Here is a 21,718-nt window from a genome sequence, read left to right on the forward strand (position 1 = left end):
CCCTCGTGACGAGCCCGGCACGATTCTGCCAGACCCGGCCCCCGCCAGGTCGGCCGATCGAGCGACGATCCGCCGAATGTCGGTACCCCTTGCTAACTTTCGTTCCGTTCTGATCTGACGAAAACAGGCGAGGCGCTATGACAATCGGGGGAACCACCTATCTCGAGCTGTCCGAGGACAGCGGATCCGCGCACAAGTTCTACGAGGTGATCGTCGCGGGCACGCAAGTGAGTGTCCGTTTCGGTCGCATCGGGGAGCAAGGGCAGACGAAGGTCAGTTCGTTCGCCAGCGAGGAGAAGGCGCGGGCCGCTGCCGCGAAGAAGGTCGGCGAGAAGGTGCGCAAGGGCTACGCGCCCGCGGTGATGGGGGCCCGGGCCGCCCGCCCGGTGACCAGGCGGGCGATCACCAGCGGCCGCTCCACCGCGAAGGCCGCGCCCGTGCTGTGGAGTTTCGACTCCGGCGCCGCGGCCTTCGGCATCTTCGTCGACGAGCGCCGCTGCTGGGTGGGCAACGAGAGCGGTGACGTGTTCACCCTGACCCCGGACGGCGTGGTCACCGGCCGGTACCGGCTGCCGGATGCCGTGAAATGCATTGTGGCCGATGATTTCTGGATCTATGCCGGATGCGACGACGGGCGCGTCTACGACCTGTCGGGCAAGGTGCCGCGGGCGTCCTACGACATCGCGGCCGATGTCGACATCTACTGGCTCGACATCCACGACGGCGTCCTCGGCGTCTCCGACCGCCAAGGCGGCATCACCGTGATCGACTACGAGGAGGAGTCGCTGTGGACCCGGCGCAGCACCGGCGACTCGGGCTGGATGGTGCGCATCGACGCCAACGGCGTCTACCACGGACATTCCGGCGGAATCACCAAATACGACCTGGACAGCGGAAACACCCTCTGGCAGCAGGCCACCGGCGGCCCAGTCCTGTTCGGCTGGCAGGAATCCGATGCCGTCTACGCGGGCACCGCGCGCAACCAGGTCCGCATGGTGGCCAAGGGCGGCCGGGCCGAACGCACCTACCAGTGTGACGCCGCGGTCTTCTCCTGCGCCACCTCACCGGACGGCCGCTACGTCTTCGCCGGCGACAACTACTCGTCGGTGTACTGCTTCGACGCCGCCGGGAATCGCGTGTGGAAGCTGGCCACCGGCTGCGGCTCGGCCTATTCCATGCAGTACCACGACGAGAAGCTGTACCTGGTCACCACCACCGGCACGCTGGCCTGTCTCGACGTCAGCGAGGCCGCCATCCGCGATGCCGAGCAGGGGGTGCTGCCACAAACGGTGTCGGTGAAAGCTCCCGAGATCTCCGCCGTGGTGCCCAGCGACACCGTCGAGGTCACCTCCGATGCCGGGTCGGGCGTCATCGTGGAGTGCGTCGACCACGGCAGTTCGCTGCGCGTGCGGGTCGTCTCGCCTGGGTATCGGCAGGGCTGGAACGTCCAGTTCCCCAAAGATATTCGCCGAGCCGGAGCTCGCTACGTGGTCGACGGTATAGCCGAGTCGGCGCGCGGCGGCTTCTACCGCGTGCGCGGGGACATCCGCCGGCTGTCCTGAGCGACAGAAGTTCCCGGACGAAACGTTCCTCGCACGTCTCGCGCGATGTGCGGGGGGCGTCTCTGAAGGAACCGGCTGCTCGCGGTCCTGGCAGACTGACAGAAGCACTATCGAAATGGGGGGACGGCTCGATGGGTGGACGATCCACATCGTTGACGGCGATCGCCGTGGCGCTGACGACGGCGGCGCTGCTGGTCGGGTGTGCGTCGGACGAGCGTCAGGACCGAAGGTTTCCAGCCGAGACAGCCGGGCAGATCGATCACATCGTGCGGCCGCAAATGGACGCGCGGCTCGCCCCCGGGGCACTGGTGGCGGTGAACGACCCCGAACGAGGGACATTCGTGAGGGCGTACGGCACAGCCGATCTCGCGACCGCCCGCCCGATGAACGCGGCGGATCATGTTCGGATCGGCAGCATCACCAAAACGTTCACCGCCACCGCGGTGCTGCGCGCGGCCGACGAAGGCAAGCTCTCGTTGGACGACGTGCTGGCACGGTATGTGCCGGGAGTGCCCTACGGCGACACCATCACCCTCCGTGATCTGCTCGGCATGCAGGGCGGCGTCTGGGATATCCGGGAAGAGCCCGCCTTCGCCGAGCAAATAGTCGCGAAGACTCCGGCATCCGAATGGCATGAGGGCGACCGTCTGCGCGCCATCATCGCGCACCCGGAAAGGGCGATGCCGCCACGCTGTCGCGTGGAGTACTCCAACTCCGAGTACTACCTGCTGGGTCTGGTGCTCGAGAAGGTCTTCGGAAAACCGGTGCACGAAGTGATCGGTGATGTCATCGCCGCGCACGGGCTGCGCTCCACGACATATCCCACCGACGCCAGCATGCCCGCACCGGACAGCCGCGGGTACGCGCACTTCGACGAGACTCCCACCGACGTCACCGCGCGCACCACCCCGGCGCTTGCCGGTGCGGCGGGCACGATGGTGTCCACGATTTCCGACCTCGCCGACTACGCCCGCATGCTGGGCCGCGGCGATCTGCTGAAACCGGAGACCTTCCGTGCCAGGACCCAGTTCACCGGGGACCTGCGCTACGGACAGGGCATGGCGGAGTTCGGCCGCTGGATCGGCCACAACGGGGCGGTACCTGGCTACGCCACCCATATGGGTTACCTGCCCGAGCTGGACGTCAGCGTCACCGTCGCGGTCAACGAATTCACTTCTCCGCCCCTGCTCGGGCTCACCGCATCGATCATTTGGTTCGGCATCGTCCGGCAGCTGTACCCGGGCACGGTGCCCGAGGATCGGGCGAACAGCCGGCCGAGCCCGCCGATCCCTGCGGTCGCCGACCTCGACAACCGCCTGCGGCGCACGCTGGACCCGGCGGTCTCGGTGGCGGAGAAGCCGCTGCGGATCGCCGACGACGACAAGGATCCGGAGTTGATCACTCGGATATCCCGGGTCTACGCGCCAGTCACCACGACGGTCGTCCAAGTGACCGAGGTCGGCCCCGGTCAGCTGCTCGCGACCGCCGTTCTCGGCAGCCCGGAAGGCCGCGTCCCGGCCGTCGTCCCGTTCGTCGCGCGCGACGGATCCTGGTACATCGCCACGGGCTGGGCCTGCCGGACGATCCTCGCGACCGGCGAGTCCTCTCCCGCCTGCCCTTGACCGCCTTCACACGCTGATCCGCCGATTCGTGGACGGAACGCGACGCCCGGTGGGAAGGTTGAGGTACGGCAGGTGTCAGCAAAGGGAGCGAGACACATGGTGGACAAGACCAACGGAGCTGCCGCGGGCAACGGCGGCGTGGTGACAGCGGAGCGGCCCGAGCAGATCCGCAACGTGGTCCTGGTCGGGCACAGCGGCTCGGGCAAGACGACGCTGGTCGACGCCATGGCGCTCACCGCGCGGGCGGTCAATCGCGCCGGGCGGGTCGAGGACGGCACCTCGCTGTCGGACTACGACGAGATCGAGCATCGCCAGCACCGGTCGGTGCAGTTGTCGGTCGTGCCGGTGGCGTGGGACGGAATGAAGATCAACCTGGTCGACACGCCGGGATACGCGGACTTCGTGGGCGAGCTGCGGGCCGGGCTGCGCGCGGCCGACGCGGCGCTGTTCGTCATCTCGGCCGCCGAGGGAGCGGACGGGATCGCGGGGGCGACCAGGGCGCTGTGGGAGGAGTGCGCCGCGGTCGGGATGCCGCGCGCGATCGTGATCACCCACCTGGACACCGCGCGCGACGAGTTCGACGTGATGACCGAAACCTGCCGGACTGTGCTCGGCGGCGGATCGTCGGAGAACATCCTGCCGCTGCATCTGCCCGTGTACGGGCCGAAGAACCCGGACGGTCACCGGCCGGTCACCGGCATGGTGGAGCTGCTGCCGCACTGTGTGGGCGACTATTCCTCCGGAGAAGAGGTCCAGGGCGACCCGGCCCCCGATCAGGTGCCCGCTCTCGAGGACGCGCGCAACCGGCTCATCGAGGGCATCATCGCGGAGAGCGAAGACGAGAGCCTCATGGAGCGCTACCTCGAGGGCGAGGAGATCAGCCTGGCCACGCTGGTCGCCGACCTGGAGCGCGCGGTCGCCCGCGGCAGCTTCCATCCGGTGCTGTTCGCCGCGCCCGCCCCCGAAGGGGCCAAGCAGGGACTGGGCACGGTCGAGCTACTGGACCTCATCACCGGCGGCTTTCCGACACCGGCCGAGCACGTCATCACCGCCAGCAACGGCGCCGAACCCCATCCGCTGCGCTGCGACCCGGCCGCCGAGCTGGCCGCCGAGGTCATCCGCACCGCGTCGGATCCGTACGTCGGGCGGGTCTGCATGGTCCGCGTGTTCTCCGGCACCTTGCACGCCGACGACACGGTGCACGTCAGCGGGCACGGCCTGGAGGACCGGGGCCACGAGAGCCACGAGCTGGACGAGCGGGTCGGCGCGATCTCCGCTCCCTTCGGCAAGCAGCAACGTCCCCTGCGGCAGGCGATCGCGGGCGACATCGCCTACGTCACCAAGCTCGGTCACGCCGAAACCGGCGACACCCTGTCGTCCACCGACAACCCCTTGCGTATCGAGCCGTGGCCGATGCCGGACCCGCTGCTGCCCATCGCCATTCGCGCGCACAGCAAAACCGACGAGGACAAGCTGTCGCAGAGCCTCGCCCGGCTGGCCGCCGAAGATCCGGCGCTGCGCCTCGAGCACAATCCGCAGACCCATCAGCTGGTGCTCTGGTGTCTCGGCGAAGCGCATCGCGACGTCGCGTTGGAGCGATTGCGGACGCGGTTCGGCGTGCAGGTCGACGTCACCGAGCATCAGGTGGCGTTGCGGGAAACGTTCGCGGGCAAGGCGACCGGGCGCGGCAGGCACGTCAAACAGTCCGGCGGGCACGGACAGTACGCGGTGTGCGAAATCGAGGTCGAACCGCTGCCCGAGGGGTCGGGGATCGAGTTCGTGGACAAAGTGGTCGGCGGAGTCGTTCCGCGCCAGTTCATTCCGTCCGTGGAGAAGGGCGTCCGAGCGCAGGCGAACCGCGGACTCACCGCCGGTTACCCGCTCGTGGACGTGCGCGTCACCCTGTTCGACGGCAAAGCGCATTCGGTCGACTCCTCCGACGCCGCGTTCCAGACCGCAGGCGCGCTCGCCCTGCGCGAGGCGGCGGCCGCCGCCGGGATCAGGGTGCTGGAGCCGCTGGCGGGAGTCTGGGTGCTGGTCTCCGACGAGTACGTCGGACCGGTTCTGAGCGACCTGTCCAGCCGCCGCGGTCGCGTTCTCGGCACCGAACCGCACGGCACCGGGCGCACCCGCATCCACGCCGAAGTGCCGGAACTCGAACTCAGCCGCTACGCCATCGATCTGCGCTCGATCTCGCACGGAACGGGCGATTTCACTCGCAGCTACGCCCGCCACGAGCCGATGCCGAACCAAGTCGCCGCGTCGGTGCGCGGGGAGAAAGCGCGCGCGTGATCCGCTCATAGCCCCGTGGACGGCGAGGGTGCCGTCGAGCGGTAACCTGCGCGAGTTCTGAAGCGCGGTGTTCGAGGGTCGTGGGCGATCGCTTCGCGCCGCCGAGTGGCCGGGTCGCCGGTTGCTCAGACCTGGGGTGGCGGCCCAACGGGGGGCGGTCCGGCAGGCTGCGCCGCGCTCACCGTCGGCGGAGGTGGCGCCAGTGCTCCGGGGTCGACGGTATTGGAACCGACGTCCAGACCTGTCGGGTGCGCGTAGCCGGTGAAACTTCCGTACTTTTCGGTCAGCGGCGGGTTGTTGGGGTCCAAGGGAATGAGTTGACCATTGTCCAGGATGTTCAGGCCGTTCTCGTTCTTCACGATCAGCGCACTGTGCTTCTCCCACTGCACGACATCGCCGGTCTTCAACTGAGCGACATCGTTAACCGTCGCCCACGGGTGGTCCGCCGTCGACGCGCCCGCGGTTCCGTCGTACGCGGCTACCGCATTCGTCGCGGTGTTCTGCGTCTGCCGCTGCAAAGCCTCCGCGACCGGCTGGGAGACCTGCACCGTCGAATTGCCGATCTTGTAGTCGACCATTCCGCCCGGTGTCGTCACCGCCGGCGGAGCGCCCGCGTACGTGGGCGCCGTCACGCCAGGAGGACTCGTCTGCTGAACCGCCTGAGTCGCGGTGGTCGCCTGAGGGTTGCGGTTGCGTTCGCGTTCCCGCTCCTCACGCCGCTCCCGGTCCCGCTCCGCGACGGCTCGCTCATAGGCCCGGTCGTCGTCGGGCTGACGATTCCCCTGGTTCATCATCCCGCTCATGGCGCTCATCATCGCCATCTGCTGCATCGCATTCGCCATACCGTTGTCGCCGGCGGCGTTGGCAGCGGGTGCGACAGAGCCGGTGTTCGCGCCGGTGTTCATACCGGTATTCGTCCCGGTCCCGGTCCCGGCGACGTTCTGCAACGCAGCACGAGCGGCGGCGAGCGGGTCCGAACTCGTGGACGGGTCGGTGCTTCCGGTGTCCGAAATGGGCAGGGTGCCCGTGGTCGTACCCGTGCTCGGATCGGTCAGCGAGCCATCGGTGTCCGTAGAGCCGCCCAGCAAGTCGTCGTACGTGGAACTCCAGTCGTCGTTCGTGGTGCCCGACGGTTGCGTGGTTCCATCCTGACCAGGCGGCACATAGGTGTTGCCATTCGTGGTATTGCCGGTATTGGTATTACCGGTGTTCGTATTGCCGGTATTGGTATTACCGGTGTTCGTATTGCCGGCGTCGGTGTTCTGACCATCGATGTCCGCGGCCTTTTTCTGAAACTCCTTGGTGGCGTTCTCGTACTCATTGTCCCAACTCTCGGCGGCCGCGTCGATATGCCTGACGTAATACGACTGCTCCGCTTCGGCGGTCAGGTAGTAGTTGCCCGATTCTTTGTTCTTCTCGTAGGCAACGATCTTGTCCGGCATGTTGTCGGCACCTTTGAAGCTGTATTCCATCTTTCCGTCGACCACCTTGGCGCCCGGAAATTCGAATTGCAGCTTCTCGTTGAGATCGTCCTTGATTTTCTTCAGCTTCTTGAAGGTATCCGAATTGAGGATCGCGGAGTCGTTGGTGTCGCCGTTGACATTCTTGTGCGCGTCCTTGTACTCGGTCTGACGCTTGCTCAACTGCTCCTTCAGCGTCTCGTGCGTGTTTCTGACCTGTGACCAACCGTCCGCGGTCGTGACCTGCTGGCCATCGAGCACGTTGGTGAAGTCGGGCGCGGCCTTGGGATCACGCACGCCCAATGTGTCGAATCCCCACTGCATCGTGAACTCGGTGTCCTCGATGAGACTGATCAGCGCCGCACTGGCGCCCTTCGGCTGATACAGATCGACCCGATGCAGATGCTCTTTCTCGTCGGGAAGTTCCCACCCATAGCCATCGGCGAATTTGGGCTGCTCGGCATCTTGCTCCTGCTGCTTCTTGACTTTCAGGTAGGCATCAGGTTTTCCGTCTTTCAGCGCCGCCAGGAGGCCGGTATATTTCTTGTCCGACATGACATCGCCGTCGATTTCCTTCAGGAGCTCGGCGACCTTGACACTGTCGAGCTTACCGAAAGCTTGCTCGAACTCGGTCGAGTTCAATGCGAGGAGCGTGTCCATCGCTTCCCGGCCTTCGTTTCCATCGAAATTCGTGGAATCCCAGGTGTTTGTCTCGCCGAGTTCGTTGAACCTGTCGGCGGCATCCTCTGCTTTACCCATCAGCCCGTTCTCTTCTCGCCGGAGCCCCCGGAGACTTTCGATCCGTTCCACAACTCGGCAATGGACGCGGGAGGCCCGCCGACGCCTATGGGACTTACGCTGATGGAACCGGCGCCATAAGCATCGGACCCCACACTGCGTCCCGCTCCGGTATCCGCGGGCGCGGGACGTACGCCGATCGTTTCCATCGCGTGCGCCGCAGGTAGCAGCGGATGCTCCGCTATCTGGCCGTACGAGTAGAGCACATCACGCAGCGTCTGCCGGCCGGGCTCACCAGCGGCGAGCAACAGCAGCACTTCTCCCGCACGACGCTCGAAGAACATGTCGCGAGAGACTTCCGCGCCGGACACATCCGGGCGAACTTCGCCGACAGGAAGGTGGGACACGTCCACTCGCTGCGATCGCAGTGCCGCCGCCATCGTGTCATCGGCAGCCCGTACTTCATCCCACCAACTCGCGGGGATGGGCTGACCCGCCTCCAGCGCGTCGAGGATGCGTTGCCGGTGGGCACGATGTGCGTAGGTCTCTCCGTCGATGCCGGAAACGGCAGCGCGAACCCGGCCATCCGCCGCTCGCGCCAACTCGAGGCACTTGGCCCAGATTTCCCTGTCGGACACTGTCGCCGCCTGTTGCAGCAACTCGCCCGAGCCGGCCAACGTGAGCCGATCGACCAAGCCGACACCGGGCGAAGTGAAGTCGACGGCAGACTCGGCGGCGGATACCCCGCCTTCGAGGGCGACATCGTCACCGAGGGCCGCGCGCAGATCGTCGTGGATCGCCCCGGAGGACACCAGGGCGCTGATCCGGACATTCTTGCGACCGCCCACCATCACGCCGAACTCGGCGAGCATCCTGGCCGGGTCGGCGGTACCTTCCAAAGCCGCGACGGTCTGCCGACCCGCCGCGCCACCGAAGACGAAGTCCCACCTCCACGGGAGACTGACCTCACAGGGCAGAAAGAGTCCGGGAGGCAGCCAGCCGCGACCTTCAGCGGAGGTCAGCACGACGATGGGCCCGACAGGGGTCCGCCCTACCGCCACTGCCCATTCCAAGCCAGGCGCCGAATCAGCGACAGCGGCAAGAGTAGCGCCGAGCAGGGTGCGGGCCAGCGCCAAGTCGTCTTCGACCCGTTCCCCCACCACCAACAACGGGAGCGCTCGCTTGTCTTCGGAGAGGTGGGCCGCCGCCACGAACGGACCCGTCGCCAGAGGTGCGGGCATCCCTCCGGCGATTCCCGCGCCAGTGACGGCAGCCGCCGCCGCGAGCGAATTCGCCACCGGTAGCGCGTCGAGCCCGCCAACTGTGCCTGCGGCACTGTTCGAATCGACAGCCACGGTGGCGGTACCGCCCGGGTCGACGGCGGGAGTGACGGTCCGGTCGTCGATGGAAGGCTCCGATTCGCCAGCCGCGTACTGCACCGGGCCGACCGGTGCGATGAGTTCGGTGGGTGGCGTGCCGTACGTCTGCGGAGCCGAAGCGTTGGCGGGCATCAACGGCTGGTCGTCGGTGCGGGTTTCCTCGCCGAGGATGCTCGGCGCGTCAGGCAACGTCGTGGCGGGCGAGGTAGCAGGCGATGTGGGGGTGGAGGGCGGCGCGAACGGCGTGTCCTTCGCAGGGAGCACACCCGGGCTGCTCTCCGTTGGTGTGGAGGGATCCGGGGAGCCGCCTGGTGCCGGACCACCCCGGGGAACTCCGTTGCCGAAGTCACCGGCACCGCCGACACGTTGCCCGCCGGACTGATCAGCGTCTTCGAGCGCGTCCGCGGCGGCGAGCAATTCGTCTCGTGACCGCTCGTGGTTCGCCGCAAGGCGCTCGGCGGTTTCATGTCGCCGGTTGTAGTAGTCCACCAAAGCCGCCCGCACCGGATCGGCGATCATGCCGTAACCGGATTCGAAGTCGGCGAGCCAGCCGTGCGGGACTTCACCCCACTTCCGGATGTTCCCGGCGGCCAGATCGTGCTGCTTCGCGATCCTGCGCAGCTGATCCGGCTCCACATCCAGGTAATTGGGCATGCTCGGTCGATTCCTCCCGCCAGCTATCTGAGCTTTATTCTTCCGCCTTCCCAAAGTTGGGAACTTGCTGGTCCGACCCCTTTTCGGCTCGCCATTCCCGCATGACCTCCGCGAGCGGCCGCGGCAGGTTGTCGGTGCTGTTCATCGCGATCTGATACTGCCGCCGAGCGTCCTCGGCGCTCTCCGTGATGGCAGCCATGATCTCGGCAGCCAGCTCCGCGTTGTCGAATCGCGCGCACGTGCCGGGCGCCAGATACAGGTCCAGTAGTCGTCCCGTCGCATCGACCTCGGGCACGACCAAGCCGCTCGGAGAGGGGCGGCGCGCGACGATCGCGTCAGCCCGCTCACGCATGCTGGCTATTCGGTGCCGCAACTCGCGCGCCATGCCGAGTGCGGCACGCACGTTGGGATGAATGTCTCTCAATGGATCCTCACTCATTCGCGGGCCGAACGCCCGCCCGTGCAGCAACTGACCAGCGAGCCCCTTCTCACTCACATACTCGGCAACACCGTTGACGAGCGTCCAGGCGTCGAGCGCTGCCTGCCCTACAGGATGCGACACCACGACCGCGCGCTATTCCCAACTGCGGGAAGCACCCATACTCTGTGCGAGCTGCATTCCCCGAGCTGCGACCGCCAAATTTCCCGCGAGGCCCCCATCGACGAGTTCGCCACCGACTTCGGCGGCCTACAACGCGCCGCCCCGAAGGTCGTGCACCGGATGCCCTCCGCGTTCCCTGCCGCACTGCTCGGATCCGGTCGACCGTTGACATTGCGCGGTGCGGGACATTCCTGTGATGGACAGACCGTGACAGATGGTGAGTTGCTCGTCACCTACGCGCCGGACACCGCTGCACAGCAAGTACGCGATGTCGGCGACGGGTTGATCGAGGTGCCCGCCGGGATGAGTTGGTACGGCTTGGAGCGGTACCTGAACCGCCGCGGCAGAGCCGTACCGGTGTTACCCAACTACCTGCACATGTCCGTGGGCGGCACCCTTTCGGTGGGCGGCGCGGGGATCAACTCGGTGCGACACGGCATGCAAGTCGATCACGTGGAGTCGATCCAGTTGGTCGACGGAACTGGAGCAAGCCGCTGGTGCTCTCGTACCGAGCACCCAGATCTGTTCCGGTTCGCACTCGGCGGGCTCGGCATGGTGGGGTTGATCGAACGGGCGGTGCTGCGCACCGTGCCATACGTCCGATATACGCACGTCCACCGCGCACACCATGCCACATTGGCCGAACTGGTCGAGCACACCGAACAGATCGCCCAGCGCGACGATGTCGACATCCACTGCGCGTTCCTGCGCCGCGGCACGCTCGGCTCCACCACCGGATGGGTCGGCGGCGACCTGAAGCGCTGTGGCGCCGAGAACTGTTCGGTCGTACGCGACCTGCCCCTCATCGGACATCCCGACACGGCCGAGATGTCGGCCCACCCCTCGGGCCAAGTGCGCCTGTGGACCGACTACGTAGTGCCTGCGGGGCGGCTCGCGGAGATGGTCGCGGCCGTCGACGCGCTACGACACCGCCCGCCAATCGACCGTGTTCGCACGGAGTTGTACATCCTGATCGTGCGCCGTCCTGCGGATGCGACTTCGTTCGCCTTCACTCCGGCTGGCACTACCCCCGTCTCGATCGGATTGGGCGTCTACACCTGGATAGACCGCGACCCGGCCACGGCCGCCGCCGTCCGCCACGAGTTTCGCGGCCTCATGGATCGTTGTTGCGAATTAGGGGGGCGTCCCTACCTCTACGGCGTCCACGACCTCGACGACGCGCTGGCCGAGCGACTTTACGGAACCGATCTCGATCGGCTGGCACAGCTGCGCGACTCGCACCGGTTGCAGCACGTGAACGCCCATCTTCCGCTCGTCAGAACCGCCCTGCATGCCTGACCTACCGGCCCAGCCGAATTCACAGACACGCACCGCCAGGAACGAGATGCGGAGGAATCGAGTGTCGGTCGAGATGGATACGACGGAAGCTGCCGGAGAATTTTTGGTGGACGTGGCCGAGCGGTTGATGCTGCGGTGTGACCCCGCGCCCATCCGCGCCATGATGGCACGCGCCTGTGGCGGACAGCTGGACGCCAAGGGGCCGGACGGTCAGCGAGCCAGCACGCTGACGATCTCCGGCACCCCGTTCGAAGCCAGTGTGAGCGGCGGCAAAGGGAGATTCACGTCGGCGATCCGGTATGTCACCGAGACCGCGACGCAAGAGATGGTGTTCGGATCCCGCGTCGCCGCTCAACTTACCGCGATCCGTGATCTCGTCGCGTGGTTGCCGAATGCAGACGAGAAGGTAGCGGCCATGCTGCAATCCTTCGTCGCGACGCTGTATCCCGATCCTGCCAAAGTCTCCACACGGGACCGCTCCGCCACCTGGATAGGGATAGTCCATCATCCCGCGGCACCACAACATGCCGCCCGTTTGAAGGTGTACGGCGGTCTGCAGATCGTGCCGGGAGCGATGAACCGGTTGTGCACCGAATGGCCCGGGTTCGCCGGACTAGCGTCAGTACCTGACGAAGACAGAATCATCACCCCCATTGCTGCCGCGATCGAGGTGGACGCGCGGGGCGAGGTGAATCACAAGGTCTACCTGAAGACTCGGTACACCGATGTCGCCGCGCCGATGAAACTGGTCCGCAACTTCGGACATCAGGCGTGGGAAGTACTGTCCGAATTGGTTCGGCATGGAGTCGACCCCGCCGAACTCCACCGACACAACTTCTTCGTCTGCTGCTCACGCGGTGCGGGTGGCTCTGGCTTCGGGCTCCACTTGAGCGCACGGCGAGACGAGGATTTCACTCCACTCGTGTCGGAACTCGCGTCCCGGCACCACGGCAGCACCCGTGCGGTCAACGCCCTCGCCGAGGCAGCGGAATGCTGTGGAGCCACCTGGCGCTACTCGGCGATCGGGCTCGGTTTCTCCGCCGACCACGGCATCGACAAACTCAACGTCTACGGCACACCGACCTGGGGCACCGCATAGTTTGTCGGTAATCCGAGCGATCCGACCCGCTCCCGAACGCAGACGAGTCCGCCCGCTTCACGAAGTGATCGCGAAGCGGGCGGACTCGACGAAACCCACCGCGGACGGAGAACCCGAGTCGGGTCCTCCCCGCGAGGCAGAGCCGGTAGCGACTTACACGTCGAAGTACAGCTCGAACTCGTACGGGTGCGGCCGCAGGTTCACCGGGGCGATTTCCTGGGTGCGCTTGATGTCGATCCAGGTCTCGATGAGGTCGGGGGTGAAGACGTTGCCCTCGGTGAGGTAGTCGTGGTCCTGCTCGAGGCGGTCGATCACCGACGCCAGGCTGGTGGGGGCCTGCGGGATGTTCTTGGCCTCCTCCGGCGGGAGCTCGTAGAGGTCCTTGTCGACGGGGGCCAGCGGCTCGATCTTCTTCTTGATGCCGTCCAGGCCGGCCATCAGCATGGCGGCGAAGGCCAGGTACGGGTTGCCCGAGGAGTCCGGCGCGCGGAACTCGATGCGCTTGGCCTTCGGGTTGTTGCCGGTGACCGGGATGCGGACCGCGGCGGAGCGGTTGCGCTGCGAGTACACCAGGTTGATGGGGGCCTCGTAGCCCGGCACCAGACGGTGGTAGGAGTTCACGGTCGGGTTGGTGAACGCCAGCAGCGAGGGCGCGTGGTGCAGGATGCCGCCGATGTAGTGGCGGGCGATATCGGACAGGCCACCGTAGCCGGCCTCGTCGTGGAACAGCGGCTTGCCGTCCTTCCACAGCGACTGGTGGGCGTGCATGCCCGAGCCGTTGTCACCGAAGAGCGGCTTCGGCATGAAGGTGACGGTCTTGCCCTCGGCCCACGCGGTGTTCTTCACGATGTACTTGAACAGCTGCAGGTCGTCGGCCGCACCGAGCAGGGTGTTGAACCGGTAGTTGATCTCGGCCTGACCGGCGGTGCCGACCTCGTGGTGGCCGCGCTCGAGCTCGAAGCCCGCGTTCTGCAGGTTGGTCGCGATCTTGTCGCGCAGGTCGACGTAGTGGTCGTACGGCGCGACGGGGAAGTAACCGCCCTTGTTGCGCACCTTGTAACCACGGTTCAGAGTGCCGTCCGGGTTGAACTCGGCACCGGTGTTCCAGGAGCCCGAGACCGATTCGATCTCGTAGAAGGCGCCGTTCATGGCCGAGTCGTAGCGGATCGAGTCGAAGATGTAGAACTCCGCCTCGGCGCCGAAGTACGCGGTGTCGGCGATACCGGTGGAGCGCAGGTACTCCTCCGCCTTGCGCGCGATGTTGCGCGGGTCGCGGCTGTAGGCCTCCCGGGTGAACGGGTCGTGCACGAAGAAGTTCAGGTTCAGCGTCTTGGCGGCGCGGAACGGGTCCACGCGCGCGGTGGAGAAGTCGGGCAGCAGCAGCATGTCCGACTCGTCGATGGACTGGAACCCACGAACGGAGGAGCCGTCGAACGCTAGCCCTTCCTCGGCGAGGTCGGTGGTGAAAGCCTTCCCGGGGATCGAGAAGTGCTGCTGCACACCGGGCAGGTCGCTGAACCGGATGTCGACGTACTCGATGTCCTCGTCAGCGATGAATTTGATGACCTCGTCGGCCGTGCTGAACGTCACTTGTTCTCCTTACGGATCGGTTCCCAGCCAGTGTCGCTTGCATGGGTTCGTCGCGACCAGACGCTATGGATGCCGTGTTTCCCTGTAGTCAAGGATGTGTTTCGCCGGTGTTACACGTGCGTCAGGCCGCGTGGTACTGACCACCCGGACTCGAATTGCATGGTAGTCCTGCCCCCGCCGCGGCGCGCGCCGACGCTGAACTCCGCTTATGCGGTACGGGACGCCGGTACGGGCCCGCCTATTCTGGGTGCATGGCACGCATCACCGGCTCCTGGCTCTCCGGACCCCCGGCCGACTCCGGCGGCCCGGCAACTCCCGAGTTCCCCGGTGAGCACCTCGGCCTCCCGAACACCGGAGCGGGCTCGCTGGCCGGCATGGGCCGCCGGATCGCCGCCCTGTTCGTGGACTGGATGATCGCGCTCGGCATCGCGGCGCTCATCGCGCGGAGCACGTCGGCGTCGAGCCTGACGCTGCTGATCTGGTTCGTCATCGGCGTCGGCGCGGTGACCCTGTTCGGCTTCACCCCGGGGCAGTACTTCCTGCGGCTGCGGACGGTCCGCATCGACGCGCCGGTACCGGTCGGCTTCGTCCGCGCGCTGGCCAGACAGGTACTGCTGTTGTTCGTGGTGCCCGCGCTGTTCACCGACGCCGACGGCCGCGGAATGCACGATCGTGCGACCGGCACCGCACTGGTGCATTCGCGCTGAGCCGCCCGGCATCGAGCCCGTCGGCCGCCGGGTCACACCACTAGGCTGCGCCGGTGTCGTTGAATCCGGTGATGCTCGTCGTCCGTTTTCTGCTCGAGCTCGTTGCTGTCGCTTCCTTCGGTGTCTTCAGCTGGCGCGCGTTCGAAGGGCCGTGGAAGTTTCTGCTGGTGGTGGCGCTGCCGGTGATCGCGGCAGTCGTGTGGGGCGCTTTCTCGGTGCCCGGCGACCCCAGCCGTAACGGGCAGCCCAGGGTCGCCGTATCCGGCTCGGCGCGCCTGGTGATCGAGCTCTCGGTCCTCGGCGGCGGGGCGCTCGCGCTGCAGTCGGCCGGCCTGCCGCACTGGGGTTCGGCGCTCGCGGTGCTGGTGATCGTCTATCACGCGCTCGCCTACGACCGGGTCGTCTGGCTGCTCACCCGCAAGTGACGCGGCATCCGGACACGCGCGCCGTCGAGCGGCGCGCCGGTAGCTGGTGCACGTGCGAGGAGCGGGTCAGCGGCGGCGGATGGTCCGCTGCACGCCGCGCATCTTCGCGCCTGCGGGCATCGGCCCCTTCGGCAGGGCGGGCCCACCGCGCGCGCTGAGTGCGGCCAACCGGCCTTCGATGAGGTCGATCCGCTTGGTGTCGATGTTGCGCGGCAGCTTCGTGAGGTAGCGCTGCAGGTCCTTGAGCGGAACCTGGCCTTCGTCGTTGCCGATGACGACGTCGTAGATCGGGGTGTCACCGATCAACCGGGCCGTGCGCTTCTTCTCCTGGGCGAGCAGCGACTTGACCCGCTGAGGGGAGCCTTCGGCGACCAGCACCACGCCGGGCAGGCCGATCACCCGATGCACCGCGTCCAACTGGGTAGTCGCGGCGATGCCGTTGCTCACCCGCCACTTGCCCTGGAGGTTGTCCAGCACCCAGGCCGCGGCGCCCGCCTGACCCTCGGCCTTGCGGTAGACGCTCTTCTGCACCCGCCGTCCGAAGATGATGAACGCCACCAGCGCGCCGAGCACCACGCCCAGCGGGACGAGGAACAAGGTCAGCCCGAAGATCAAGCCGATCACGACGAAGACGGCGGTGATGCCGACCAACGCGCCGATCATCAGTGGCAGCAGCAGCTTGTCTTCCTTGCGCTGCATCTGGAACGCCTGCCAGAGCTGTTTGCGGCGCTCTCTCGACTGCTGCTTGCGGGCCGCTTTCGCCGCGGCCTTCGCTTCCTTGGTGGGCTTGCCTGCTGCCATGTCTCTCAGAATAGTGCCCAGGTAGTCGCGGCTATGCCGTGGGACAGCGGCCGACGGCGGCGCTACCCGCGGCGGGCGATCGGGCCGAGCGCGGTGAGATCCAGGTCACCCGACGCCTCGGTCCAGCCCATCGCGCGCAACTCGACCGGCGCGGCCACACCGAGGGCGTCGCGCAGGCCGACGGCCACCGAGCGCGCGAACTCGACCAGACTGTTGGGCGCGATGGGCCAGAAGAGGGTCCTGGTCCAGTTGTCCGCGTCGCGCCGCACCGCGGGCTCGTGCCAGCCCAGTGTCCGCAACTCCTGCGCGGCGGCCTCCGGGATCGGGTTGCTCAGGTAATGGTTCCCCGCCAGTTCAGCGGACAATTTGATGTCGTATTGGACAAATTGGACATAGCGATTTCCGGGTGCGGCGATGATGAGAGTCGCCCGGGAGGGCAGCTCCGAAAGACAGTGCGCCAGCGCTTGCACGAACCGTTCCCAGTCCGCGGTCGCCGACTCGCTCATTCTTCCCCCGGGTATCGGCACTGGCCTGATCATACGCCGACGGGCCCGGGACACCAGACGAAATTTATTGCGCCGCCGTCCAGTTCGGCCCGGGTCATAGCCATTGTCCATATCCGCCGTCTCATCCGTGCAGCACCGCCCCGACCTGCGGCGTCTCGGCCCGGTAAGCCCTTCCTGAGCAGTCCCTGACTCGTCTTCGTCGCCGAAGCGATACGCGGATGCATTTCCTAGGATGGCACGGCGTCGCGGCGTGCGTGAATTGCGCGAATCCCGCCGGGATTCCGGCCACTTCCTCTCGAGAACCGGCATGCCGAAGGTCGAAGGCCGAGTGAGCGCGCGGTAAGTCTGAGTTCGCGCTTCGAATCGCAGGATGGCTTTCGTCTCCGCTCGAGGAAGTCCGTGCCGATGCTGGTGCGCCGACGCCGATCGTTTCGGGATGCCCGTCTGATCGTCGCCACGCGTCGGCGGACCCGGAATCGCGCTCCGGCATAGCGCCGATGCCGGTCTGGCCGGATGAACACCAGACAGTGTGCGCCCGGAGATTGGGCGACCACCCCGGTTCCGGGGGCTGGACGGCCGTCCGGGCACACTCGATAGTCCTATGGTGACCGAACGAGCCGTCTTGTCGCGCGCCCTGTGCGGCCTGCTGTTGCTGCTGGCCGCGATCACCCCGGTGACCGCGGTCGCCGAACCGCTGCCGGTGCCCTACCAGTGGAAACAGGCGTACATCGACGGCAAGGACGGCACCCGGCTGCACGCGGACATCCTGCGCCCGGCCGGTGTCTCCGACGACACCCGGACGCCCGTCGTTCTCACCGTCAGCCCGTACCGCGCGCACCTGGCGTACCTGAGCGAGCCGCGCCTCACCGGCGGCCCGTCCACCGACAACCTCACCGCCGAGCTGTTCCTGAACGCGGGCTACACCTACGTCGTCGTAGACCTGCGCGGATTCGGCGGCTCCAACGGCTGCCCGGACTTCGGCGGGCCCGGGGAGCGCGCGGACGTCACCGCGGCCGTGGAGTGGGCGGCGAGCCAGCCGTGGTCCACCGGCAAGGTGGGGCTGTTCGGCACCTCGTACGAAGCCTGGACCGGCCTGATGGGTTTGGCCACCGCACCGAAGGGCCTCGCCGCGGTGGGCGCGTTCGAGCCGGTCGTCGACCCGTACTCCTACCTGTACATGCAGGGCGTCTCGTGGAAGTTCTCCGGCAAGCCGATCACCGAGAGCGGTGTGCGCCCCGCCGATTTCGCGGGGCTGGAGCATCTGCTCATCGCCTCGACCCCGCCGCGTCCGGAGGACTCCGGCGAATACCAGGCGAACGCGACGCAGCTGCCGTGGCCGTGCTATCAGCAGTACCTGGCCGAGATCGGCGATCACGACGCGGACACCGCCTTCTGGCGCGACCGCGACCTGGTGGCGAGACTGCGCGGCAACACGATTCCGCTGTTCCTCGGTCAGGGCTTCGTGGACTACAACACCCGGGCCTACCGGGTGTTCGACCTGTGGAACGGCCTCGGGCCCGGCGACCACCGGGCCTGGTTCGGCCAGTGGGGGCACCGCACCTGCCACGACAAGTGCGGCACACCGCACTTCGATACCGAGCTGCTCGCGTTCTTCGACAAGCACGTCGCGGGCCGGGACGTGCGGATCCCCGGCCCGCGGATCACCGTCGGCCAGTTCGACGGCCGCTGGCGCGCGGAGACCACGTGGCCGCCCGCCGACGCCCAGCGGTTCTCGGTGGCGCTGCGACCCGGCGACTACACCGACCGTGGCCTCGTCCCCGGGCCGGACCGCGAAATCTGGTCGGTCTCCGCGCCGCTTGCCCAGGACCAGCACCTGTCCGGCATCCCGACGGCCACCCTCCGGCTGAGCGGCCCGGCGAGCGCGACGGTCGCCGTCGAGCTCTACGACATCGCACCCGACCTGCGCGCGACCGTGATCACCCGAGGCATCGCCCCCGTCCGCGACACCGCCGAGGTCCGGTTGCTCGCGCAGGACTGGCCGATCGCGGCCGGCCACCGGATCGGTGTGCGGGTCACCGACGTGGTCGACGACGTGTGGTCGCACGCACCGGCCTTCGCTCCCGTGACGGTGACGGCGGCGAGCGTCGAGCTGCCGCTGCTGATCGCGACACGTCGTCCCGAGTTGCCGGGCGGGCTCACCGAAGGCATCGTGAAGTGGCGAAACGAGAAGACGATCGCCCTCGATCCGAGTGTGCTGAACAATGCAACGGTGCCCATGAATCTGCCCGACCGCACCGGTGACCGATGACGGACCCGGTCGACGACCTGACCGCCGAGCGCCTCGCCGCCGCGCTGCGGTGTGCGACCGTGTCCACCGACGACCCGCGCGACGCCGACACCGACGCGTTCGACCGCCTCGACGCGCACCTGCGGGCGTCCTTCCCCCGCGTGCACGCCGAACTCGAGCTACAGCAGTTCGCGCACAGCCGGCTCTACCGCTGGCCGGGCGCCGAACCGGACCGAGTGGCCGCGATCCTGCTCGCGCACCAGGACGTGGTGCCCGTGGACGACCCACAGCGCTGGACCCATCCGCCGTTCGCGGGGGTGGTGGACGACGAATTCGTCTGGGGCCGTGGCGCGATCGATGACAAGAGCCGCGTGCTGGCCATCCTGGAGGCGGTCGAGTCGGCGCTCGCCGCGGGCCTGCGGCCCCGGCACACCGTGTACCTGGCCTTCGGGCACGACGAGGAGGTCTTCGGCGGCGAGGGCGCCGAGCGGATGGCCGCGCATCTGCGGCAGGCGGGCGTGCACGCGGATCTGCTGCTGGACGAGGGCGGGGTGATCACCTCGGGGATCGTCGACGGGGTGCGGCAGCCGGTGGCCACGATCATGCTCGGCGAGAAGGGCTACGCGACGGTCCGGCTGTCGGTGACCGAGGTGGGCGGCCATTCGTCCATGCCGGGCAAGCAGACGGCGGTCGGCCGGATCGCGCGGGCGGTGGGCCGCATCCAGGACCATCCGATGCCGCTGCGCCTGACCCCCGTGATCGCCGACATGCTGGCCAGGTTGCGCGAGGTCATGCCGGGACCGCGGCGGCACCTGCTCGGTCTCGCGCGCATCGCGGGACCGGCGATCACCCGGGTGATGGCGACCCAGCCGCAGACCGAGGCGATGGTGCGCACCACCACGGCGCCGACGGTGATCCGCGGCGGCGTGCGGGCCAACGTACTGCCCCAGCGGGCGGAGGCGATGGTGAACTTCCGCATCCTGCCGGGTGACACGGTTTCCTCGGTGCTGGCGCACTGCCGGAAAGTGGTGCGCGACAAGGGGATCGAATTCGAGCTGGTCGGCATGTCGTCGGAACCGTCGAAGATCACCGGACCCGGCCCCACTTTCGAGTTGATCGCCGAGCTCGCCCGCGCCGTCGCCCCCGGCATCGCGGTGACCACCGGCATCGTTCCCGGCGCGACCGATTCCAGGCACTACGACGACCTGGCGGCCACCCGCTGCAATTTCGCGCCGATCGTGCTGGACGAGCGCGACCTGGCCTCGATCCACGGAACCGACGAACGCCTCTCCCGGGTCAACTACGCTCGACTCATCGAGTTCAACCGGCGGCTGATCGAGCATTTCGCGACGGTCGGCGCGCCATCGACGGCAGGAGCCGAGGCATGACGACCGAGCCGAAGGCGGGCGACACCGCGCCCGCCGAGCCGCCCACGATCCGCACCGAGACCGGCGAGTTCGACGGCATCGGCAGCGGGGTCGCCTGGCGCGCGTGGCTGCCCGATGGCGCCGCGCGGGGCGTGATCGTCCTGGTGCACGGCGTGGCCGAGCATTCCGGCCGTTACACCCACGTCGGGCAGCGCCTGGTCGCCGCCGGTTTCGCGGTCTACGCGCTCGACCACATCGGGCACGGGAAGTCCGCGGGCGGCAAGGCCAACATCGGTTCCATGGAGGGCGCCGCCGACAACGTCGCCGCCATGCTGGCCATCGCGAGCCGTGAGCAGCCGGGCGTGCCGCGCTTCGTGCTCGCGCACTCGATGGGCAGCCTGATCACGCTGTATCTGGCCACCCGCGCGCCGATCGATGTCGCGGGCGTCGTGCTGTCCGCGCCGCCGCTGGACATCCCGGTGGGCAATCCGGTGCAGCGCATGCTCGCGCCGGTGCTGAGCAGGTTCACTCCGAATCTCGGTGTGCTGAAGCTGGATTCGTCGCAGATCAGCCGCGACCCCGCGGTGGTCGCGGCCTACGACAACGATCCGCTGGTCTACCGGGGCATGCTGCCCGCCCGCACCGGCGCCGAGATGCTGAACGCGACGAACACGGTCAAGCAGCGGCTGGCGCGGCTCACCGTGCCGCTGCTGGTGCTGCACGGCACCGCCGACTCGATCGCCGCGCCGTCCAGCTCCGATCTCATCGAGCGGGGCGCCGGGTCCGAGGACCTCACCGTGATCCGCTACGAGGGCCTCTACCACGAGGTGTTCAACGAGCCCGAGCAACAGAAGGTGCTCGATGATGTTGTCGGCTGGCTGGAAGCGCACCTTACCGAACCGTAGTATCCCGGCATGAGCAATACCGGATCCATCGCGTTCATCCGTGCCAGCTGGCACAGCTCGATCGTCGGCAAGGCGTACGAGGGTTTCCGCACCGAATACGCCGACCTCGGCTTCGATCCCGCCACGATCGACGTCTACGAGGTGCCTGGCGCCTTCGAGATCCCGCTGCACGCCAAGCGGCTCGCGCACTCCGGCCGGTACGCGGCGATCGTCGCGTCCGCGCTGGTGGTGGACGGCGGCATCTACCGGCACGACTTCGTGGCCTCGGCGGTGATCGACGGGCTGATGCGGGTCCAGTTGGACACCGACGTGCCGGTCTTCTCGGTCGTGCTCACCCCGCATCACTTCCACGAGCACAGCGAGCACGTCACGTATTTCACCGAGCACTTCGTGACCAAAGGCGCCGAAGCGGCCCGCGCGCTGGCAAGCACGCTCAGCTCGTTGCGATCGCTGCCGGTGTAGG

17 protein-coding genes are annotated in these 21,718 nt (G+C 67.5%); 11 read left to right on the plus strand and 6 right to left on the minus strand.

Going from position 1 to position 21,718, the window contains the following annotated elements:
* Positions 1 to 137 precede the first annotated feature (137 nt).
* From LTT66_RS02995 to LTT66_RS03005, 3 genes are all read left to right on the plus strand, one after another.
* A complete protein-coding gene (locus LTT66_RS02995; protein ID WP_233063598.1) occupies positions 138 to 1,562 on the plus strand; it encodes a WGR domain-containing protein in 1,425 nt (474 codons plus the stop codon).
* A gap of 152 nt (positions 1,563 to 1,714) precedes the next feature.
* Positions 1,715 to 3,184, plus strand: a complete 1,470-nt coding sequence (locus LTT66_RS03000; protein ID WP_233063600.1) for a serine hydrolase domain-containing protein — start codon at positions 1,715 to 1,717, stop codon at positions 3,182 to 3,184.
* A gap of 96 nt (positions 3,185 to 3,280) precedes the next feature.
* Positions 3,281 to 5,476, plus strand: coding sequence for an elongation factor G-like protein EF-G2 (locus LTT66_RS03005; protein ID WP_233063601.1), 2,196 nt, complete (start codon positions 3,281 to 3,283; stop codon positions 5,474 to 5,476).
* A 125-nt stretch (positions 5,477 to 5,601) separates the two neighbouring features.
* On the opposite strand, the gene LTT66_RS03010 is transcribed toward LTT66_RS03005, so the two are convergent.
* The 3 genes from LTT66_RS03010 to LTT66_RS03020 are packed head-to-tail and all read right to left on the minus strand — an operon-like array spanning position 5,602 to position 10,272.
* The gene (locus LTT66_RS03010) at positions 5,602 to 7,695 is read right to left on the minus strand and encodes a hypothetical protein (protein ID WP_233063602.1); all 2,094 of its coding nucleotides are present in this window, start codon (positions 7,693 to 7,695) and stop codon (positions 5,602 to 5,604) included.
* A complete protein-coding gene (locus tag LTT66_RS03015; RefSeq protein ID WP_233063603.1) occupies positions 7,695 to 9,707 on the minus strand; it encodes a type VII secretion target in 2,013 nt (670 codons plus the stop codon). Before LTT66_RS03015 ends, LTT66_RS03010 begins: the two co-directional genes overlap by 1 nt.
* 34 nt (positions 9,708 to 9,741) lie before the next feature.
* Positions 9,742 to 10,272: a hypothetical protein gene (locus tag LTT66_RS03020; protein WP_233063604.1), complete on the minus strand. Its 531-nt coding sequence runs from the start codon at positions 10,270 to 10,272 to the stop codon at positions 9,742 to 9,744.
* 243 nt (positions 10,273 to 10,515) lie between these two features.
* Between LTT66_RS03020 and LTT66_RS03025 the strand changes: the two genes are divergently transcribed.
* Complete coding sequence (locus LTT66_RS03025; RefSeq protein WP_233063605.1) at positions 10,516 to 11,607, plus strand: FAD-binding oxidoreductase; 1,092 nt, start codon at positions 10,516 to 10,518, stop codon at positions 11,605 to 11,607.
* Between the two features lie 73 nt (positions 11,608 to 11,680).
* The gene (locus tag LTT66_RS03030) at positions 11,681 to 12,706 is read left to right on the plus strand and encodes a hypothetical protein (RefSeq protein ID WP_233063607.1); all 1,026 of its coding nucleotides are present in this window, start codon (positions 11,681 to 11,683) and stop codon (positions 12,704 to 12,706) included.
* 153 nt (positions 12,707 to 12,859) lie between these two features.
* On the opposite strand, the gene glnA is transcribed toward LTT66_RS03030, so the two are convergent.
* The gene (glnA, locus tag LTT66_RS03035; RefSeq protein ID WP_043689092.1) at positions 12,860 to 14,296 is read right to left on the minus strand and encodes a type I glutamate--ammonia ligase; all 1,437 of its coding nucleotides are present in this window, start codon (positions 14,294 to 14,296) and stop codon (positions 12,860 to 12,862) included.
* A 251-nt stretch (positions 14,297 to 14,547) separates the two neighbouring features.
* Between glnA and LTT66_RS03040 the strand changes: the two genes are divergently transcribed.
* Positions 14,548 to 15,003, plus strand: coding sequence for an RDD family protein (locus LTT66_RS03040; RefSeq protein ID WP_181720566.1), 456 nt, complete (start codon positions 14,548 to 14,550; stop codon positions 15,001 to 15,003).
* Between the two features lie 53 nt (positions 15,004 to 15,056).
* Positions 15,057 to 15,428, plus strand: coding sequence for a YrdB family protein (locus LTT66_RS03045; RefSeq protein WP_233063608.1), 372 nt, complete (start codon positions 15,057 to 15,059; stop codon positions 15,426 to 15,428).
* A gap of 66 nt (positions 15,429 to 15,494) precedes the next feature.
* Here LTT66_RS03045 and LTT66_RS03050 read toward each other — a convergent pair whose 3' ends face one another.
* A complete protein-coding gene (locus tag LTT66_RS03050) occupies positions 15,495 to 16,229 on the minus strand; it encodes a DUF4191 domain-containing protein (protein ID WP_043689086.1) in 735 nt (244 codons plus the stop codon).
* 62 nt (positions 16,230 to 16,291) lie between these two features.
* Positions 16,292 to 16,735, minus strand: a complete 444-nt coding sequence (locus LTT66_RS03055; RefSeq protein WP_233063609.1) for a TY-Chap domain-containing protein — start codon at positions 16,733 to 16,735, stop codon at positions 16,292 to 16,294.
* Positions 16,736 to 17,336: 601 nt separating this feature from the next.
* On the opposite strand from LTT66_RS03055, the gene LTT66_RS03060 reads away from it, so the two are divergent.
* From LTT66_RS03060 to LTT66_RS03075, 4 genes are read left to right on the plus strand one after another with little or no spacing between them, the layout of a single operon-like run.
* Positions 17,337 to 19,004 (plus strand): CocE/NonD family hydrolase, encoded by a 1,668-nt coding sequence (locus tag LTT66_RS03060; RefSeq protein WP_233063610.1) that lies wholly within the window; start codon positions 17,337 to 17,339, stop codon positions 19,002 to 19,004.
* Entirely contained in the window at positions 19,001 to 20,371 is a 1,371-nt protein-coding gene (locus LTT66_RS03065; RefSeq protein ID WP_233063611.1) for a M20 family peptidase, read from the plus strand. Before LTT66_RS03060 ends, LTT66_RS03065 begins: the two co-directional genes overlap by 4 nt.
* Entirely contained in the window at positions 20,368 to 21,255 is an 888-nt protein-coding gene (locus LTT66_RS03070; RefSeq protein WP_233063612.1) for an alpha/beta hydrolase, read from the plus strand. Before LTT66_RS03065 ends, LTT66_RS03070 begins: the two co-directional genes overlap by 4 nt.
* A 9-nt stretch (positions 21,256 to 21,264) precedes the next feature.
* Complete coding sequence (locus LTT66_RS03075) at positions 21,265 to 21,717, plus strand: 6,7-dimethyl-8-ribityllumazine synthase (protein ID WP_043722355.1); 453 nt, start codon at positions 21,265 to 21,267, stop codon at positions 21,715 to 21,717.
* The last annotated feature ends 1 nt before the right edge of the window (position 21,718 follow it).

The sequence above is a fragment of the Nocardia gipuzkoensis genome (assembly GCF_021183645.1).
Classification (GTDB): domain Bacteria; phylum Actinomycetota; class Actinomycetes; order Mycobacteriales; family Mycobacteriaceae; genus Nocardia; species Nocardia abscessus.

What these genes read in the sequence shown, in the direction of transcription:
- LTT66_RS03075 (WP_043722355.1), top strand. Translation starts at nt 21,265, where the DNA reads ATGAGCAATACCGGATCCATCGCGTTCATCCGTGCCAGCTGGCACAGC.
- LTT66_RS03005 (WP_233063601.1), top strand. Translation starts at nt 3,281, where the DNA reads ATGGTGGACAAGACCAACGGAGCTGCCGCGGGCAACGGCGGCGTGGTG.
- LTT66_RS03040 (WP_181720566.1), top strand. Translation starts at nt 14,548, where the DNA reads ATGGCACGCATCACCGGCTCCTGGCTCTCCGGACCCCCGGCCGACTCC.
- LTT66_RS02995 (WP_233063598.1), top strand. Translation starts at nt 138, where the DNA reads ATGACAATCGGGGGAACCACCTATCTCGAGCTGTCCGAGGACAGCGGA.
- LTT66_RS03070 (WP_233063612.1), top strand. Translation starts at nt 20,368, where the DNA reads ATGACGACCGAGCCGAAGGCGGGCGACACCGCGCCCGCCGAGCCGCCC.
- LTT66_RS03030 (WP_233063607.1), top strand. Translation starts at nt 11,681, where the DNA reads ATGGATACGACGGAAGCTGCCGGAGAATTTTTGGTGGACGTGGCCGAG.
- LTT66_RS03015 (WP_233063603.1), bottom strand. Translation starts at nt 9,707, where the DNA reads ATGCCCAATTACCTGGATGTGGAGCCGGATCAGCTGCGCAGGATCGCG.
- LTT66_RS03055 (WP_233063609.1), bottom strand. Translation starts at nt 16,735, where the DNA reads ATGAGCGAGTCGGCGACCGCGGACTGGGAACGGTTCGTGCAAGCGCTG.
- LTT66_RS03010 (WP_233063602.1), bottom strand. Translation starts at nt 7,695, where the DNA reads ATGGGTAAAGCAGAGGATGCCGCCGACAGGTTCAACGAACTCGGCGAG.
- LTT66_RS03050 (WP_043689086.1), bottom strand. Translation starts at nt 16,229, where the DNA reads ATGGCAGCAGGCAAGCCCACCAAGGAAGCGAAGGCCGCGGCGAAAGCG.
- LTT66_RS03065 (WP_233063611.1), top strand. Translation starts at nt 19,001, where the DNA reads ATGACGGACCCGGTCGACGACCTGACCGCCGAGCGCCTCGCCGCCGCG.
- LTT66_RS03060 (WP_233063610.1), top strand. Translation starts at nt 17,337, where the DNA reads ATGGTGACCGAACGAGCCGTCTTGTCGCGCGCCCTGTGCGGCCTGCTG.